We start from the raw sequence: 17,153 nt of genomic DNA, 5'->3' as shown, positions 1-17,153 counted from the left end.
CCTCGTGCCTCACTACACCAAGACCCCCTGGACGCTGTCGGTCTACGACCTCCTGCACCGAGCGGGCGAGATGCGCGAGCACTCGATCGAGGTCGTCGTGCCCGAGCGCCTCGGCGAGGGCCAGGTCGCCGTGCAGGCGGGCGCCGTGCTCGACCTCGACGTGCGGCTCGAGGGCCTGCACGACGGCATCCTCGTGTCCGCGACCGTCGCCGGCACCGCGACCGGCGAGTGCAGCCGCTGCCTCAAGCCCATCGCCGAGCCTGTCGAAGTCGATATCGCCGAGCTTTTCGCGTACGATGTCGACGAAGCTTTTGACTACCAGGTTCACGAAGACCACGTCGATCTTGAACCTGTCGTCAGAGACGCAGTGGTCCTGTCACTGCCCTTCCAGCCGGTCTGTCGTCCGGACTGCCCTGGACTCGACCCGGTGACGGGCGAACGAGTCGAGGACATCCCGGACTACCACCCCCGTGAAGGCGTCGATCCCCGGTGGTCGGCCCTCGCAGGGTTCCAGGCTGAACAGGCACCGGTCCTCCAAGAACCAGTTGGCAGGGCAGTCACCGACAACGAGTCGAAGCCCGACACGTCTGCCTGAGACCACCCGCGTCACCCACCCACGTCAGACCCAGGCCCCCGCGGGGGCCGCAACAGAGAAGAGAACCTCATGGCCGTTCCCAAGAGGAAGCAGTCACGCTCGAACACCCACGCACGTCGGTCGCAGTGGAAGGCCACTCCCGTCCAGCTGGTGAAGACCATCGAGAACGGCAAGGTCACCTACAGCCTCCCGCACCGTGCCAAGGTCGTCGAGGACAGCGCCGGCACCGCCCTGTACATGGAGTACAAGGGCCGCAAGGTCGCCGACGTCTGAACCCGTCTCCCGTGACCACGTCACCCGTGACACCGTCACACCCCGATCAGCCCGCGTCGAGCCTCCGTGCCGACCGGGCTGATCTGTTGGTGCAGCTGGGCATCGAGGTGCGCCCCGATCTGATCGAGCTCGCCCTCACCCACCGGTCGTACGCCTACGAGCACGGCGGCATCGCCAACAACGAGCGGCTCGAGTTCCTCGGCGACTCGATCCTCGGGCAGGCCGTCACGGTCATGCTCTTCACCGAGAACCCCGACCTCGACGAGGGCGAGCTGGCCAAGCGCCGCGCGAGCCTCGTGAGCACGGTCGCCCTCGCCGAGGTCGCCCGCAACATCGGGCTCGGCGCGCACCTGCGCCTCGGCCGCGGCGAAGAGCTGACCGGCGGGCGCGACAAGCCGTCCATCCTCGCCGACACGGTCGAGGCGATCATCGGCGCGACCTACCTCGACGCCGGCGGAGAAGCCGCGACCGCCTTCGTGCTGCGCCTGGTGGCACCGCTCCTCGTCGACCCCGCGCGCTTCGGCGCCGCGATGGACCCGAAGACGAGCCTGCAAGAACTCAGCGCCGCCCGCGGCCGCGGGATGCCGTCGTACCACGTCACCGACAGCGGGCCCGACCACGACAAGCGGTTCCACGCCGCCGTGCGGCTCGGCGACTCGCCGGACGACGTCGCCCACGGCACCGGCAGCAGCAAGAAGCAGGCCGAGATGGCCGCGGCGCTCGAGGCCTGGACGCGGCTCTCGAGCACCGACCGCTAGCCCGTGCCCGAGCTCCCCGAGGTCGAGGTCGTCCGTGCGGGCCTCGCGCCCGTCGTGGCCGGCTCCGTCGTCACGGGCGTCACCGTGCTCGACGAGCGCTCGCTCAAGCGGCACCGGGGCCCGTCCGTCGACTTCGTCGACCGCCTCGTCGGCGGCACCCTCGACTCGGCCGTGCGCCGCGGCAAGTTCCTCTGGTTCCCGTTCGAGCCGGCCGAGCGGCACGACCACCCCCTCGCCCTCGTCGCCCACCTCGGCATGAGCGGCCAGGTGCTGCTCCGCAGCTCCGACCACCCGGCCGACCGGTTGATGCGCATCCGGCTCGACGTCGACAGCCCGAGCCTCGGTCCCGTGCGGCTCGCGTTCGTCGACCAGCGGATCTTCGGGTCGATGGCCCTCGACGAGACCGTCACCACGCCCGACGGCCGTGCGGCCGGCTACGCGGGGGCGCACCTGCTCGGGTCGCCGGAGGCGGCAGCCGACGACGCGGCACGCGCCGCCGCCGCCGCGGCCCGTGCGGCCTCGTCCGCGGTCCCCGCCGCTCCCGCGTGGGCATTGCGGGTCCCGCAGCAGGTCGCGCACATCGCCCGCGACCCCCTCGACCCGGCCTTCGACGAGTCCGCCGTCGTCACGCGCCTCCTGGCCCGCCGCACGGGGGTGAAGCGCGCGCTGCTCGACCAGGGCCTGCTCAGCGGCGTCGGCAACATCTACGCCGACGAGAGCCTCTGGGCGGCACGCGTGCACCCCGAGCAGCCGACGGAGGCGCTCTCGCGGGCCAGGGCGCGCCTCCTGCTGTCCGAGGTCCGGGCCGTGCTGCTCAAGGCGCTCGGCGAGGGCGGCACGAGCTTCGACGCCCAGTACGTGAACGTGAACGGGCAGTCCGGCTACTTCAGCCACAGCCTCGCCGCCTACGGGCAGCAGGGTCGGCCGTGCCCGCGCTGCGGCACCGCGATCGTGCGCGAGGCGTTCATGAACCGGTCGAGCCACCTCTGTCCGCGCTGCCAGCGGGTCCGCACGCCCTGACCCTCGCGCGCTCGCGCACGTCGCGCCGCAGCCGCGCCGGCCTGCGCCGCCCTGCCCGCGCCTCCCGGGGCCGGGGCCCGCTCTCGCCTATCCTCGGAGGGACGCCGCAGACCGTGTCGACACGTCACCTGGAGCAGGGGAGGAGGGGCGCGTGCACCTGAAGAGCCTCACCCTCAAGGGCTTCAAGTCGTTCGCCTCGCCCACGACGTTCGCGTTCGAGCCCGGCGTCACCTGCGTCGTCGGCCCCAACGGCTCGGGCAAGAGCAACGTCGTCGACGCGCTCGCCTGGGTGATGGGCGAGCAGGGCGTCAAGTCGCTCCGCGGCGGCACCATGGCCGACGTCATCTTCGCCGGCACGTCGACCCGGGGCCCGCTCGGCCGGGCACAGGTCGTGCTGACCATCGACAACGCCGACGGTGCTCTGCCGATCGACTACGCCGAGGTCACGATCAGCCGCACCCTGTTCCGCAACGGGGGCAGCGAGTACGCGATCAACGGCGAGGGCTGCCGGCTGCTCGACGTGCAAGAACTGCTGAGCGACTCCGGCCTCGGCCGCGAGATGCACGTGATCGTCGGCCAGGGGCAGCTCGACGCCGTGCTGCGGGCCACGCCGGAGGAGCGGCGCGGCTTCGTGGAGGAGGCGGCGGGCATCCTCAAGCACCGGCGCCGCAAGGAGAAGACGCTCCGCAAGCTCGAGGCGATGCAGGCGAACCTGACCCGGCTGAGCGACCTCGCCGGCGAGATCCGTCGCCAGCTCAAGCCCCTGGGCCGCCAGGCCGAGGTCGCGCGCGAGGCCCAGACGATCGCCGCGGTCGTCCGCGACGCGAAGGCGCGCCTCCTCGCCGACGAGGTCGTGGCGCTGCGTGCCGTGGTCACCCGGCAGTCGAGCAGCGAGGCCGAGCGCCGCAGCGAGCGGAACGTGCTGCAGGAGCAGCTCGACCAGGCGAAGGCGCGTGAGCAGCGGCTCGAGCAGCAGATGGTCGGCGACGCCGTCGACGAGGCGCGCCGGGTCGCCTTCGGCCTCGAGTCGGTCGAGGAGCGGCTCCGCGGCACGTCGAGCCTCGCGCGGCAGCGCCTCCGGCTGCTCGCCGAGCAGTCCGACCAGCCCGAGCTGCCCAGCACCGTGAGCGCCGGCATGGTCGCCGACGCGCGTGACGAGGCCGAGAGGCTCCAGGGAGGCGTGGCCGAGGGGGAGCAGGCCCTCGCCGAGGCGCGGGCCGCCACGGTCGCCGCCCGGACCGTGCTCGAGGCGCTCGACGACGAGATCGCCGCCCAGAGCGCGCTGATCTCCCGCCACGACCTCGTCCTCGGCCAGCTCCGCGGCGCCCTCGAGGTCGCGCAGTCGCGGCTGGCGGCCGTCCGCGGCGAGGTCCTCCGCCAGGGCGCGGCGCGGGAGGCGGCGGTCGCGCGCCGGGACGCGGGCAGGGCCGAGCTCGCCGAGCTCGAGCAGGAACTGGCGGGCGCGTCGACGGGTCCCGACGACACGGACGACGACACGAGCGACGCAGACGACACGGCCGTCGGGGCCGGCGACGGGGCCGACGGGGCAGGTGGCGACCCGGTCGACCACGAGGCCGTCCGCGCCGAGGCCGAGCGCGCCTCCGCCGCGCTGCAGGCCGAGGCCGATGACGTGCGCGGCCGCCTGCACGCGGCCGAGCGCGAGCGTGACGCGCTGGCCGCCCGACGCTCCGCGCTGACGATGGCGCTCGAGCGCGCGGACGGCACGACGGCCCTCGTCGCCGCCGGCCGCCCGGGGGTGCGCGGCGCCGTCGCCGAGCACGTGCAGGTGCGGCCCGGCTACGAGGCCGCCGTCGCCGCGGCGCTCGGCAGCGTGGTCGACTCCGTCCTCGTCGACGACCTCGACGCGGCCTTCGCCGCCGTCGCGCACGCGACCGACGCCGAGCTGGGGCGCGTCGAGGTCGTCGTGGCGGCGCCCGAGCGGGTCCTGCCCGCGCTCGCCGTCGACCTGCCCGCGGGAGCCGTGGCCGCCTCCTCCGTCGTCGACGCGCCTCCGGGCGTCCTGGGCCTGCTCGCGAGCACCGTCGTCGCCGATGACCTGACGACGGCCCGGGCCGCCTGGGCCGCGCTGTCGGCGCACCCGCTGCCGGTCACCGTCATCACGCGCTCGGGCGAGGTGCTCACCGACTTCGTCCTCCGCGGCGGCTCGGGCGCCGAGCGCTCGCGCCTCGAGCTGGTCGCCGAGCGCGACGCCGCCGCCGAGCGCCTCGGCGAGGTCGAGGCCGAGGCGAGCCGGCTCTCCGCCCTGCACACGACCGCCGAGGAGGCGCTGGCCTCGTCCCGAGAGCAGGCTGCGGAGGCCGCCCGCCTGGCCCGCGAGCAGGCCGCGGAGGAGGCTCGGGCGGCGGCGGAAGCGGCCCGGTCGGCCCGCGAGCAGCAGGCGGCGGCCGCGGCCGTCGAGCAGCGGCTGGCACGCCTGCGGGCCCAGGTCGACGCGGCCGAGGCCGAGGAGGCACGCCTCGCCGAGTCCCTCGCGGCCGCGGAGCAGGGAGCCGTCACGGCCCAGGCCGCGGTCGACTCGGCACGGACCGAGCACGACGAGCACGCCTCGCGTCCACGTCCGATCCTCGACGCCTCGGCCCGGGACGGGGTCCTCGCCGAGGTCGAGCAGGCGAGGGCGGCCGAGATCGAGCGCCGGGTGCAGCTCGAGACCGTGCGCGAGCGGGTCCGTGCCGAGGCAGCCCGCGCCGTCGACCTGCAGCGTCAGCTCGACGAGCAGCGGGCCGCCGCCGACGAGCACGCCCGGCGCACCGTCGTCCGGCAGCTCGAGATGCGGCGCACCTCGGCTGTCCTGGCGGGGCTGCCCGCGGTGCTCGACGCCGTCGGCCGGTCCCTGGCCGAGGCCCGGCACGAGCTCGCCGTGCGGGAGGCGGCGCGCACGCAGCAGAACGACGAGCTCGCGGCGCTCCGGCGCGACGAGCGCGCCCTGCGGGAGCGGCTGCACGGCGTGACCGAGGACGTGCACGGCCTCGAGATGGAGATCTACGAGAAGAAGCTGCACCTCGGGCAGCTGCTCGAGCGCGCGGCGTCCGAGCTCGGGCTCGACGACGAGGTCCTCGTCGCCGAGTACGGCCCGGACGTGCTCGTGCCCGACGACATCAGCACGCGGGACGACTCCGGGGCGGTCGACCAGGGCACGGCACAGGGCACGGCGGCGGGCACGCCGTACGACCGCGCCGAGCAGACCGCCCGGCTCGAGGCCGCCAGCCGCAAGCTCGCCCAGCTCGGCCGGGTCAACCCGCTCGCGCTCGAGGAGTTCTCGGCGCTTGAGCAGCGCCACGCGTTCCTCACCGAGCAGCTCGCCGACCTCACGCGGACGCGGCGCGACCTGCTCGCGATCATCGACGAGATCGACGAGAAGATGCAGACCGTCTTCGCGAGCGCGTTCGCGGACACCCAGGCCGCGTTCGACCGGGTTTTCCCGGTGCTGTTCCCCGGCGGCAGCGGCTCTCTGCTGCTCACCGACCCCGACGACCTCCTCACGACCGGCATCGAGGTCACGGTGCGACCGGCCGGCAAGAAGATCGAGCGCCTGTCGCTGCTGTCGGGCGGGGAGCGCTCGCTGGCCGCGGTCGCGCTGCTGATCGCCATCTTCAAGGCCCGGCCGAGCCCGTTCTACATCATGGACGAGGTGGAGGCGGCGCTCGACGACGCGAACCTCGGCCGCCTCCTCGCGATCTTCGAGGACCTCCGCGAGACCAGCCAGCTCATCGTCATCACGCACCAGAAGCGCACGATGGAGATCGCCGACGCGCTCTACGGCGTCTCGATGCGCCAGGACGGCGTCAGCGCCGTGGTCGGCCAGCGGGTCGTCACCGACCGCGCGCCGGGGGAGCGGGCAGCGGCCCCGACGGGCTCCGTGGCCTAGACGGCGTGCACCAGCCTCGACGGGCTCTGCGGCCTAGACGGTGCGGTCGTTGATCGAGACGACCTTCCAGGCCGACCCGTCCCACTCGACCGTGTTGGCGGCGGCGTTCTCGATGTGCGGTACCTCGGCGCCCATGATCGCCGCCAGGGTGAAGCGGATGATCGTGCCGTGGCAGACGACGACGATGTGCGCGTCGGGGCCGTCGAGGGGCAGGCGGGTGTCGCGGATCATCTCGAGGGCGCCGAGGCCGCGCGCGGCGACCGACTCACGCGGCTCGATGTCGGGGAACGACTCGTTCGGCTCGTCCGGGATGGGGGAGTCGGGCACCCAGCCCTCGCGCGACGCGTAGTCGCGCTCGATCAGCTCGTCGTAGGCGTCGCCGAGCTCGATGCCGAGCTCGCTCGCGATGATCTGAGCCGTCTCGCGCGCGCGCATCAGCGGCGACGACACGATCGCCGACCACTCGGCGCCGGCCAGCACGCGCGCGGCCTCGAGGGCCTGCCCGCGGCCGGTGTCGTTCAGCGGGACGTCCGACGACCCCTGCAGCTTGTCCTGGCTGTTCCAGTCGGTCTGTCCGTGTCGGATGAGCTCGAGTCGCATGTGCCTGTGGTTCCGTCCTGGTGTCGCGGTCGTGGTGGTGCGGTGTCGCCGTCGTGCGGTCGTGCGGTGCTGCTGTGCTGCAGCGCAGCCGAGGAGGCGGTGCGCGCGTCCCGGGGGACGCACGCACCGCCTCCTGCGCCCTAGCGCTCCTCGGCCTCGGCGGTCGTGGCCGGCAGCTTGTCCGGGATCCCGTCCCGCTTCGTCTTGCGGAGGCTGAGGACCGTCGCGACGGCGATGGTCAACAGGATGAAGCCGAGCGAGAACCAGATCGGGATCTCGGGGATCCACTCGATCGGCTGGCCGCCGTTGATGAACGGCACCTCGTTGACGTGCAGGGCGTGGAACACGAGCTTCACGCCGATGAAGGCGAGGATGACCGCGAGGCCCTGGGCCAGGTAGACGAGGCGCTCGAGCAGGCCCGAGATCAGGAAGTACAGCTGGCGGAGGCCGAGCAGCGAGAAGGCGTTGGCGGTGAAGACGATGTACGCCTCCTGCGTCAGGCCGAAGATCGCGGGGATCGAGTCGAGCGCGAAGAGCACGTCGGTCAGGCCGATGGCGAGCATCACCAGGAACAGCGGCGTGAAGAGGCGCTTGCCGTTCACCTTGGTCGTGAGGCGGTCCTCGTCGTAGTCGTCCGACGTGGGGACGATGCGGCGCAGCGTGCGGATGAGCTTGCTGTCCGCCTGGTCGCCCTCGTCGTGGCCGCCGCGGACCTGGCTGTAGGCGAGCCAGAAGAGCAGGGCGCCGAAGAGGTAGAAGACCCACGAGAAGTTGTCGATGATCGCGACGCCCGCGGCGATGAAGAGGCCGCGCGAGATCAGGGCGATCGCGATGCCGACGAGCAGCACCTTCTGCTGGTAGATCCGCGGCACGGCGAAGCTCGTCATGATGATCAGGAAGACGAAGAGGTTGTCGACCGAGAGGGCCTTCTCGGTGATCCAGCCGGCGAAGTACTCGCCGCCGTAGGTCCAGTTCGAGAAGACGCCGACCCCGACGCCGAACAGGATCGCGATGCCGATGTAGACGATCGACCAGAAGGCCGACTCGCGGATGGTGGGCTCGTGCGGGGTCCTGACGTGGCTGTAGAAGTCGAAGATCAACAGCCCGAGGATGCCGGCGATGGTGATCGCCCAGGTGAGGAAGTGGACGTCCATGGTGTACCTCCAGTACGCGACGGGTACTGAAGGTCTCTTCCGCCCAGGCGACCGTCCAGCGCTGCTGGTCGGTCGAGGACCGGCGCACCGGGTCGAGATCGGTCTCTTCCGTATTGACGATGGCACCGCGAGGGAGTACTCCCCTTCAACCCGCTGAGCTTACATCCACTGCAACGGTCCGGGTGGTCGTCGGCCCGAGAACGAGTCCGCGAGGCCGGTGCGGCCCGCGCGGCTCGTTAGGCTGTGGCCCATGGCTTCCCCCTGGTCCCTCTCCGGTGCCCTCCGCGGCATGTTCGCGAAGAAGACGATCGACGACACCACCTGGGACGAGCTCGAGGAGGCGCTGATCGGCGCCGACTTCGGTCCCGACGTCACCGAGCAGGTCGTCGACGACCTCCGCGAGAAGGTGCAGCGCTACGCGACGACCGACCCGGCCGACCTCAAGCGCATGCTGCGCGAGACCCTGGAGGAGCGGCTGTCGGTGCTCGACTCGACGCTCAAGCTCAGCGCGCGTCCCGCCGTCGTGCTCATGGTCGGGGTCAACGGCGTCGGAAAGACGACCACGATCGGCAAGTTCGCCAAGTTCCTGCGCAACTTCGACCGGTCCGTGGTCGTGGGCGCGGCCGACACCTTCCGGGCCGCCGCGGTCGAGCAGGTGGCGACCTGGGCCGAGCGCGCGGGCGCGCAGATCGTCCGGCCGCAGCAGCCGGGCCAGGACCCGGCCTCCGTGGCCTTCCAGACGGTCGAGTACGCGATGCGCGAGGGCATCGAGATCGTCCTGATCGACACCGCCGGCCGCCTGCAGACCAAGTCCGGCCTGATGGACGAGCTCGGCAAGATCAAGCGCGTCGTCGAGAAGCAGACCGAGATCGCCGAGGTGCTGCTCGTGCTCGACGCGACGACCGGCCAGAACGGCCTGGCCCAGGCTCAGGCCTTCATCGAGCACGCCGGCGTCACGGGGCTCGTCCTCACGAAGCTCGACGGCTCGGCCCGCGGCGGGTTCGTCCTCGCCGTGCAGGAGCAGACCGGCATCCCGATCAAGCTCGTCGGCCAGGGCGAGGGCATCGCCGACCTCACGGGCTTCACGCCGCACGTCTTCGTCCAGAACCTGATCGGCTAGTCCGCAGGGCACCGGTCTCGCGGTCCGTTAAGCTGAGGCCACCATGGCCACATTCGGAACCCTCTCTGACCGCCTCGCGGACACGTTCAAGAACCTCCGCAACAAGGGCAAGCTCACGCCCGCCGACGTCGACGGCACCGTCCGGGAGATCCGGCGCGCCCTGCTCGACGCCGACGTCGCGTTCGAGGTCGTCAAGGCGTTCACCACCAAGATCCGCGACCGCGCCCTGGGCGACGAGGTGAACAAGGCCCTCAACCCGGCCCAGCAGGTCGTCCAGATCGTCAACGAGGAGCTCATCGAGATCCTCGGCGGCCAGCAGCGCCGCCTCGAGTTCGCGAAGAACCCGCCGACCGTCATCATGCTCGCCGGCCTCCAGGGCGCGGGCAAGACGACCCTCGCCGGCAAGCTCGCCAAGTGGCTCGCGAAGGACGGCCACACGCCGCTCCTCGTCGCCTGTGACCTGCAGCGCCCCAACGCCGTGCAGCAGCTCCAGGTCGTGGGCGAGCAGGCGGGGGCCGCCGTGTTCGCCCCCGAGCCGGGCAACGGCGTCGGCGACCCGGTCAAGGTCGCCAAGCAGGCCATCAAGTTCGCCCGCGACAAGGTCTACGACACGGTCATCGTCGACACCGCCGGCCGTCTCGGCGTCGACGCCGAGCTGATGAAGCAGGCCGCGAACATCCGCAAGGCGATCGATCCCGACGAGGTGCTCTTCGTCATCGACGCCATGATCGGACAGGACGCGGTCGCGACGGCCAAGGCATTCCAGGCGGGCGTCGACTTCACGGGCGTCGTGCTCTCGAAGCTCGACGGCGACGCGCGGGGCGGTGCGGCGCTGAGCGTCGCCTCGGTCACGGGTCGACCGATCATGTTCGCCTCGACGGGCGAGACGCTCGACGCGTTCGAGCCGTTCCACCCGGACCGCATGGCGAGCCGCATCCTCGACCTCGGCGACATCCTCTCGCTGATCGAGCAGGCGCAGGGCGCCTTCGACGAAGAAGAGGCCCGGGCCGTCGCGGAGAAGATCGCGACCGACAACTTCACCCTCGACGACTTCCTGAAGCAGATGCAGCAGCTGCGCAAGATGGGGTCGATCAAGGGCATGCTCGGCATGCTCCCCGGGGCGAAGGGCATGCGCGAGCAGCTCGAGAACTTCGACGAGCGCGAGATCGTGCGCACCGAGGCCATCATCCAGTCGATGACCCCTCAGGAGAGGGCGCTGCCGAAGCTCCTGAACGGCTCCCGCAGGCTGCGCATCGCGCGGGGCTCCGGCATGACCGTCACCGACGTGAACCAGCTCGTGCAGCGCTTCGAGCAGGCCTCGAAGATGATGAAGACCGTGGCGAAGGGCGGCGTGCCGCAGGTCCCCGGCATGGGCCCGATCCCCGGTGCGTCGTACGGCGGCAAGAAGCAGCCACCGAAGAAGAAGGGCTCCAAGGCCGGCAACCCGGCCAAGCGCGCCGCTCAGAACGCGGCCCTCGCCTCCGGCGGGTCGGCGGGCGGCTCGGCCCCCGGCGGCTCGGGCTTCGGCCTCGGCGGCGGCAGCAAGGCGCCCACCGAAGAAGAGCTGGCCTCGCTGCAGAAGATGATCGGTCGCGGCTAGCGGCAGGTGCGGGGCGTACGCCCCCGAGAGCGCAGGAGGCGCGGGTCGGCCGACCCGCGCCTCCTCCCGTTCACGAGGCGGGCGCGATGCCCTCGCGGAGCTCGCGCACGAGCGACGCGACGACCGGTCGCAGGTCGCCCCCGTGCTGTGCGGAGACGGTGAGCTGGCGCTGGTAGCTCGCGCCGCGCTCCACGATCGTGTCCACCCCACGGAGCTGCTCGAGGCAGCCGAGGCGCTCGGCGACCGGCTCGAGGTCGACCAGCAGGTCACGCAGGTCGTCCGTCACGAGGCGCTCGTCGCCCGCCGCGTCGAGGATGACGATGGCGTCCATGCCGTAGCGGGCAGCGCGCCACTTGTTCTCGCGGACGAACCACGGCTGCATCTGGGCGGGTTCGTGCCCCTCGTCGAGCTTCGTGGACATGTCGTCGACGAGGCACTGCACCAGCGCGGCCATGGCGCCGACCTCCTCGAAGGTCGAGATGCCGTCGAAGACGCGGGTCTCGAGGGTGCCCCACTTCGGCGACGGACGGATGTCCCAGCGCAGCTCGCTGTGGTCGTCGATGACGCCGGTGTGGGTCATGTCGGCCACCATCTCCTCGTAGTTCGCCCATGCGCCGAACTGCGGGGGGAGGCCGGCGGTCGGCAGCTGCTGGAACATGAGGGCGCGGTTCGAGGCGTAGCCCGTCTCCTCGCCCACCCAGAACGGGCTCGACGCCGTGAGCGCCTGGAAGTGGGGCAGCCAGGTGAGCAGGCCGTTGAGGATCGGCAGCACCTTGTCGCGGGAGTCGATGCCGACGTGCACGTGCACGCCCCAGATCATCATCTGGCGGCCCCACCACCGGGTCCGGTCGATGAGCGTCGCGTACCGCTCCTTGTCGGGGGTGACGTCCTGGTCGGCGTACCGGCTGAACGGGTGCGTGCCCGCGCACATCAGGTCGGCGCCCAGCAGGTCTGCGCTCGCCTGGACGTGGTCGATGGTCGATCGGAGGTCGTCGACGGCGTCGGAGACTCGGCGGTGCACGCCCGTCACGACCTCGACGGTGTTCGTGAGCAGCTCGCCGGTGAGGCGCTCGGGACCGTCGTCGTTGAGGTGCGCGAGGTCGGCGAGGACGGCCGGGGCGTGCGGCGCGAGCTCGCCGCTGCCCTGGTCGACGAGGGCCAGCTCCCACTCGACGCCGAGGGTCGACGGCTCGGAGCTCGTGAAGTCGATGCGCATGCTGCCTGCTCTCTCGCCGGGGGTGCGGGTCCTCGGCTGCACCATCCTGGCAGCCGCACGCGGTCGGGGTCCGCCGACACGATCTCGAGGGATTGGCAGATCGGCCGTCGGGTCTGCAACAATGGTGGGTCGAGTCTTCGGTCGTCCGACCCTCTAATCAGGTGGCCGCCAGACCTCATAGAGCTTTCGAGCCGAGTGTGCCCCCACGCTCACGGCTAGCAACTCGCCCACATCACATCACACAGGAGAATTGTGGCTGTCAAGATCCGTCTCAAGCGCATGGGCAAGATCCGTGCTCCGTACTACCGCATCGTCATCGCCGACTCGCGCACCAAGCGCGACGGTCGTGTCATCGAGGAGATCGGCAAGTACCACCCCACCGAGGAGCCCTCGTTCATCGAGGTCGACTCCGAGCGTGCGCAGTACTGGCTCGGCGTGGGCGCCCAGCCCTCCGAGCAGGTCGCCGCCATCCTCAAGCTCACGGGCGACTGGGGCCGCTTCAAGGGCGACGCCGACGCCGTCAGCACCGTCAAGACCAAGGCTCCGAAGGAGTCCTTCGTCGCCGACGAGAAGAAGAAGCCCGTGCTCGTCCCCAAGTCGGAGAAGCCGGCCAAGGCCGAGCCCGCCGAGGCCCCGGCCGAGGCTGCTGACGACGCCGAGACCACCGAGGCGTAGTCAGTGCTCGCACCTGCACTCGAACACCTCGTCCGGGGGATCGTCGATCACCCGGACGAGGTGCAGGTCGTCGAGTCGTCGTCGCCCCGCGGCGACGTGCTCGAGGTGCACGTCCACCCCGACGACCTCGGGCGTGTGATCGGCCGTTCCGGCCGCACCGCCAAGGCCCTCCGCACCCTCGTGACGGCGATCGCCGACGGCAAGCGCGTGCGGGTCGACGTCGTCGACAGCGATTCCTGAGCCGTGGCGCCCACCGACAAGACCCAGCTCCGCGTGGGGCGGCTCACCAAGGCCCACGGCCTGAAGGGCGCGCTCAAGCTCGAGCTGTTCACCGACACTCCTGAGCAGCGTTTCACCCCGGGTGCCTCGTTCACGCTGCAGGTCCCCGAGACCAGCGAGTGGAGCGGCAAGACCCTGACCCTCGGCGAGCTCCGGTGGTACAACGGCCACCCCGTCGGCTTCTTCGAGGGGGTCGACGACCGCACCGCGGCCGAGTCCCTCGTCAAGGCGATCCTCTGGGTCGACCAAGACCTCGACGAGCTCCCCGACGAAGACGACGCCTGGTACCACCACCAGCTCGTCGGCCTCCGGGTCGAGCGCGACGGAGTCGTCGTCGGGACCGTGGCGCGCGTCGACCACCTGCCCGCACAAGACCTGCTGGCCGTCGAGACGGAGCAGGGCGAGGTCCTCGTGCCCTTCGTCAGCGCTCTCGTGCCCTCGGTCGACATCGAGGCGGGCGTCGTCACCGTGACGCCGCCTCCCGGGCTCTTCGAGGAGCTCGCGGACGACACGGCCGACGCTGACTCGGCCGATGCAGATGCAGATGCAGATGCCGATGCCGATGTCGATGCCGATGCCGGTGTGGAGCCTGCGTCGAGCGAGGCCGACGACGCAGCACGTCCCGCCGACGAGAACTGACGGCGGCGCGGTGCGCATCGACATCGTGTCGATCTTCCCGGAGTTCTTCTCCGTGCTCGACATCTCGCTCCTCGGCAAGGCCCGTCAGCAGGGCCTCCTCGACGTCGCCGTGCACGACCTGCGCGACTTCACCCACGACCGGCACCGCACCGTCGACGACACCCCGTACGGCGGCGGGGCCGGCATGGTGATGAAGCCCGAGCCGTGGGGCGAGGCGCTCGACCACGTGCTCGGCGACGACGCCGACCCGGCGACGACGACGGTCATCGTCCCGTCGCCGGCGGGCACGCCGTTCACCCAGGCGCTGGCGCGCGAGCTCGCCGCCGTGCCGCACCTCGTCTTCACCTGCGGGCGCTACGAGGGCATCGACCAGAGGGTGGTCGAGCACGCGGCGACCCGCGTGACGGTGCGCGAGATCAGCCTCGGCGACTACGTCCTCAACGGGGGAGAAGTGGCCGTGACCGCGATGATCGAGGCGGTCGGCCGTCTGGTCCCCGGGGTCGTCGGCAACCCGGAGAGCCTCACGGAGGAGAGCCACGAGGGCGGCCTGCTCGAGTACCCCAGCTACACGAAGCCCGCCTCGTGGCGCGGGCTCGACGTGCCGCCGGTCCTCATGGGCGGCAACCACGGCGCGATCGCCTCGTGGCGTCACGAGCAGCAGGTCGAGCGGACCGGACGGGTACGCCCCGACCTGCTCGGCTGAGCACCGCGCCTCGTCGGCCGGGACTCGTCCGGCTTCGCAGCCAGTTCTCCGCCGGGCGCCCGTAGCCTCGTCGCATGGCGATCCGTCGAGTCCTGTACCGCCTCCTCCGGCCTGCCGTCTTCGTGTTGCCCTTGTGGGTGCTGTTCGGACGGGCCTTCTTCGGCGTCCCGCTGGGGCTGCAGGTCCTCGGGCAGCTCGTGCTGGTGCCGCTGCTCTTCGTCGGCCAGGCGGTCGCCGCGGGCGTCGTCACGGCTCGCCGCAGCGTCCGTGACGACCGAGCCGTGTCCTGGGTCGACGCCGGTCTGCTGGCCCTCACGTGGGCGGCTCAGCTCGCCCTCGGCTTCTTCCTCGTCGACGGGTCCGCCGCCTCCTCGGCGTCGTCGGCGTTCACCCGTGTCGTGCCCGGCGGCGACCTGGACCTGTCGAGCGCGCTCTTCGGGCTGTCGGCCGTCGTGACCGTGGCCGGGGGCCTCGGCCTCCTCGCGGCCGCCGTGTGGCAGTTCCTGGCGGAGGCGCGGCGCCGGGTCGCGGCCTCGCTGGCCGACCTCGACCGGGTCGCCACGGCAGCCAGGGTCGACGCCCGTGCTGCGGGGCTCGCCACCGGCGACCCTGCCCGGGTCATCCGCATCACGCCGCGGGAGTAGCGCCCACGCCGCGCCGCTCGCGGCGGTGGCGACGGGGTGCGCGGCTGTGGCATGATTGACGCTTGTGCCTGGGCACGACTCTGCCTCAGGGGAGTCTGCCTCTCCAGAGCACGTCTTCTTCATCACCAGATGGTGGGCAACCCACCACGAACGGCAGTCGACCTGTGGCGGCTGCAGAGAGCGAACGACTATGCACATCCTCGACGCGGTTGACTCCGCCAACCTCCGCTCGGACGTCCCCGACTTCCGTGCCGGCGACACCGTCAAGGTGCACGTGAACATCATCGAGGGCACGCGCTCGCGCGTCCAGGTCTTCCAGGGCGTCGTCATCGGCAAGCAGAACGAGGGCATCCGCGAGACCTTCACGGTCCGTAAGGTCAGCTTCCAGGTCGGCGTCGAGCGCACCTTCCCGGTCCACTCGCCGGTCATCGACCACATCGAGGTCGTCAGCCGCGGCGCGGTCCGTCGCGCCAAGCTGTACTACCTCCGCGAGCTCCGCGGCAAGAAGGCCAAGATCAAGGAGAAGCGCGACAACTGACCCCGTCGCACGATCTTCACCGAGCTCCCCGCCCTGTATGATGGCGGGGAGCTCGGGCGGTTAAATTGACGAATGCATCCCTGCGGCGCCGTCTGCGCCGCCCCCGTCGTGACGACGACCGCAAGCGCGGCGTCGGCACGTTCCTGCGCGACGTGGTGGTCATCTTCCTCGCCGCTCTCCTCATCTCGTTCCTGATCAAGACGTTCCTGATCCGGTCGTTCTACATCCCCAGCGGGTCGATGGAGGACACGCTGCAGATCAACGACCGCATCATCGTCAACGAGCTCGTCCCCGACCTCGTCGACGTGAAGCGCGGCGACGTCGTCGTCTTCACTGATCCCGGCGGCTGGCTCGAGGGCACGGCCCCCGTCGCGCCCGCGTCGGGCGGTCCCGTCTCCGACGGTCTCTCGTGGTTCCTCACCCAGGTGGGCCTCGGCGCACAGGACAGCAACGACCACCTGATCAAGCGGGTCATCGGGCTGCCGGGCGACACCGTCGAGTGCTGCAACGACTACGGGCAGATGTCGGTCAACGGAGTGCCGATCAAGGAGCCCTACGTCACGTTGCCCCTGGGCGAGACGCGGGTGTCCGGCGACGACTTCTCCGTCACGGTGCCCGAGGGGTCCCTCTGGGTGATGGGCGACAACCGCTACAACTCGAAAGACTCCCGGTACAACCGCGAGACGCCGAGCCAGGGCTTCGTGCCGATGTCCGACGTCGTGGGTCGGGCCTTCGTGATCAGCTGGCCGTCGACGCGGTGGACGTGGCTCGGCGACTACCCCGACGTCTTCCGCGGCACCGAGCGCGACGGCGAGTGATGGCCGTCGCCGATCCCACCCTCGACGTCGAGCGCGAGCTGCACGCCCGTGGTGCCACCTGGGTGATCGGCTGCGACGAGGTCGGCCGCGGCGCCATCGCGGGCCCCGTCGCGGTCGGCCTCAGCGCCGTCCACGCCGAGTGCGGCGAGATGCCGCTCGGCCTGCGCGACAGCAAGCTGCTCAGCGAGAAGCGTCGCGAGGCGCTCTACCCCGTCGCCACCAGCTGGGTGCAGGCGCACGCGGTAGGGCTGGCCGAGGCGCACGAGGTCGACCGGATCGGCATCGTGGCCGCCCTCGGCCTCGCCGGTCGGCGTGCCCTGACCGCCCTCCACGAGGCGGGGGTGGGCATCATGAGCTCGGTCGTCGTCCTCGACGGGAACCACGACTACCTGTCACCGGCGCTGACGACGGTGCCCCGCATCACGACCCGGGTCAAGGCCGACCGTGACTGCGCCTCCGTCGCCGCCGCCTCCGTCATCGCCAAGGTCCACCGCGACCGCATGATGATCGAGGCCGACGAGGTGCACCCCGGCTACGGCTGGGCAGGCAACAAGGGCTACGGCTCGGGGGCTCACTACGCGGCCCTCGGCGAGCTCGGGCCGTCGCCCCTGCACCGCCTCACCTGGCTGCACTGA

At 71.4% G+C, this 17,153-nt stretch carries 18 protein-coding genes; 15 read left to right on the top strand and 3 right to left on the bottom strand.

What is annotated here, in order from left to right; all coding sequences use genetic code 11:
• Positions 1-4: 4 nt before the first annotated feature.
• The 5 genes from IFT90_RS09775 (at position 5) to IFT90_RS09755 (ending at position 6,532) form a co-directional block, all read left to right on the top strand.
• Complete coding sequence (locus IFT90_RS09775; protein WP_371812214.1) at positions 5-595, top strand: DUF177 domain-containing protein; 591 nt, start codon at positions 5-7, stop codon at positions 593-595.
• Positions 596-664: 69 nt separating this feature from the next.
• Positions 665-868, top strand: a complete 204-nt coding sequence (gene rpmF / locus IFT90_RS09770) for a 50S ribosomal protein L32 (RefSeq protein ID WP_043593937.1) — start codon at positions 665-667, stop codon at positions 866-868.
• Positions 869-894: 26 nt separating this feature from the next.
• A complete protein-coding gene (gene rnc / locus IFT90_RS09765) occupies positions 895-1,626 on the top strand; it encodes a ribonuclease III (RefSeq protein ID WP_192041995.1) in 732 nt (243 codons plus the stop codon).
• A gap of 3 nt (positions 1,627-1,629) precedes the next feature.
• Positions 1,630-2,646 (top strand): Fpg/Nei family DNA glycosylase, encoded by a 1,017-nt coding sequence (locus IFT90_RS09760; RefSeq protein ID WP_192041994.1) that lies wholly within the window; start codon positions 1,630-1,632, stop codon positions 2,644-2,646.
• 151 nt (positions 2,647-2,797) lie between these two features.
• Positions 2,798-6,532 (top strand): AAA family ATPase, encoded by a 3,735-nt coding sequence (locus tag IFT90_RS09755; RefSeq protein WP_192041993.1) that lies wholly within the window; start codon positions 2,798-2,800, stop codon positions 6,530-6,532.
• 33 nt (positions 6,533-6,565) lie between these two features.
• Here IFT90_RS09755 and IFT90_RS09750 read toward each other — a convergent pair whose 3' ends face one another.
• Complete coding sequence (locus tag IFT90_RS09750) at positions 6,566-7,132, bottom strand: histidine phosphatase family protein (protein WP_123546445.1); 567 nt, start codon at positions 7,130-7,132, stop codon at positions 6,566-6,568.
• Between the two features lie 140 nt (positions 7,133-7,272).
• On the bottom strand, positions 7,273-8,286 hold the full coding sequence (locus IFT90_RS09745) for a TerC family protein (protein WP_192041992.1): 1,014 nt from the start codon (positions 8,284-8,286) through the stop codon (positions 7,273-7,275).
• A gap of 250 nt (positions 8,287-8,536) precedes the next feature.
• Here IFT90_RS09745 and ftsY point away from each other — a divergent pair, with 250 nt between their 5' ends.
• Both ftsY and ffh read left to right on the top strand, forming a co-directional pair.
• On the top strand, positions 8,537-9,406 hold the full coding sequence (ftsY, locus tag IFT90_RS09740) for a signal recognition particle-docking protein FtsY (RefSeq protein ID WP_123546443.1): 870 nt from the start codon (positions 8,537-8,539) through the stop codon (positions 9,404-9,406).
• Positions 9,407-9,449: 43 nt separating this feature from the next.
• On the top strand, positions 9,450-11,006 hold the full coding sequence (gene ffh / locus IFT90_RS09735; protein ID WP_192041991.1) for a signal recognition particle protein: 1,557 nt from the start codon (positions 9,450-9,452) through the stop codon (positions 11,004-11,006).
• Positions 11,007-11,076: 70 nt separating this feature from the next.
• Here ffh and IFT90_RS09730 read toward each other — a convergent pair whose 3' ends face one another.
• A complete protein-coding gene (locus IFT90_RS09730; RefSeq protein ID WP_192041990.1) occupies positions 11,077-12,222 on the bottom strand; it encodes a glutamate--cysteine ligase in 1,146 nt (381 codons plus the stop codon).
• Positions 12,223-12,474: 252 nt separating this feature from the next.
• Here IFT90_RS09730 and rpsP point away from each other — a divergent pair, with 252 nt between their 5' ends.
• The 8 genes from rpsP (at position 12,475) to IFT90_RS09690 (ending at position 17,153) form a co-directional block, all read left to right on the top strand.
• Entirely contained in the window at positions 12,475-12,897 is a 423-nt protein-coding gene (gene rpsP / locus IFT90_RS09725; RefSeq protein ID WP_192041989.1) for a 30S ribosomal protein S16, read from the top strand.
• Between the two features lie 3 nt (positions 12,898-12,900).
• Positions 12,901-13,137 carry an RNA-binding protein gene (locus tag IFT90_RS09720; RefSeq protein ID WP_123546439.1) on the top strand — a complete coding sequence of 79 codons (237 nt, stop codon included), beginning with the start codon at positions 12,901-12,903 and terminating at the stop codon, positions 13,135-13,137.
• A 3-nt stretch (positions 13,138-13,140) separates the two neighbouring features.
• Positions 13,141-13,815, top strand: coding sequence for a ribosome maturation factor RimM (rimM, locus tag IFT90_RS09715; RefSeq protein WP_371812213.1), 675 nt, complete (start codon positions 13,141-13,143; stop codon positions 13,813-13,815).
• A 10-nt stretch (positions 13,816-13,825) separates the two neighbouring features.
• Positions 13,826-14,518 (top strand): tRNA (guanosine(37)-N1)-methyltransferase TrmD, encoded by a 693-nt coding sequence (gene trmD / locus IFT90_RS09710; RefSeq protein ID WP_192041988.1) that lies wholly within the window; start codon positions 13,826-13,828, stop codon positions 14,516-14,518.
• Positions 14,519-14,592: 74 nt separating this feature from the next.
• On the top strand, positions 14,593-15,162 hold the full coding sequence (locus IFT90_RS09705) for a hypothetical protein (protein WP_192041987.1): 570 nt from the start codon (positions 14,593-14,595) through the stop codon (positions 15,160-15,162).
• A 190-nt stretch (positions 15,163-15,352) separates the two neighbouring features.
• Positions 15,353-15,700 (top strand): 50S ribosomal protein L19, encoded by a 348-nt coding sequence (gene rplS, locus IFT90_RS09700; protein WP_043596315.1) that lies wholly within the window; start codon positions 15,353-15,355, stop codon positions 15,698-15,700.
• A 65-nt stretch (positions 15,701-15,765) separates the two neighbouring features.
• A complete protein-coding gene (gene lepB / locus IFT90_RS09695) occupies positions 15,766-16,518 on the top strand; it encodes a signal peptidase I (RefSeq protein WP_371740912.1) in 753 nt (250 codons plus the stop codon).
• On the top strand, positions 16,518-17,153 hold the full coding sequence (locus IFT90_RS09690; protein ID WP_192041986.1) for a ribonuclease HII: 636 nt from the start codon (positions 16,518-16,520) through the stop codon (positions 17,151-17,153). Before lepB ends, IFT90_RS09690 begins: the two co-directional genes overlap by 1 nt.

The sequence above is a fragment of the Frigoribacterium sp. CFBP 8766 genome (assembly GCF_014841435.1).
In the GTDB taxonomy this organism is placed as follows: domain Bacteria; phylum Actinomycetota; class Actinomycetes; order Actinomycetales; family Microbacteriaceae; genus Frigoribacterium.
Note: the sequence above shows the minus strand (reverse complement) of the source record. Positions and strands in the feature narration are given on the sequence as shown.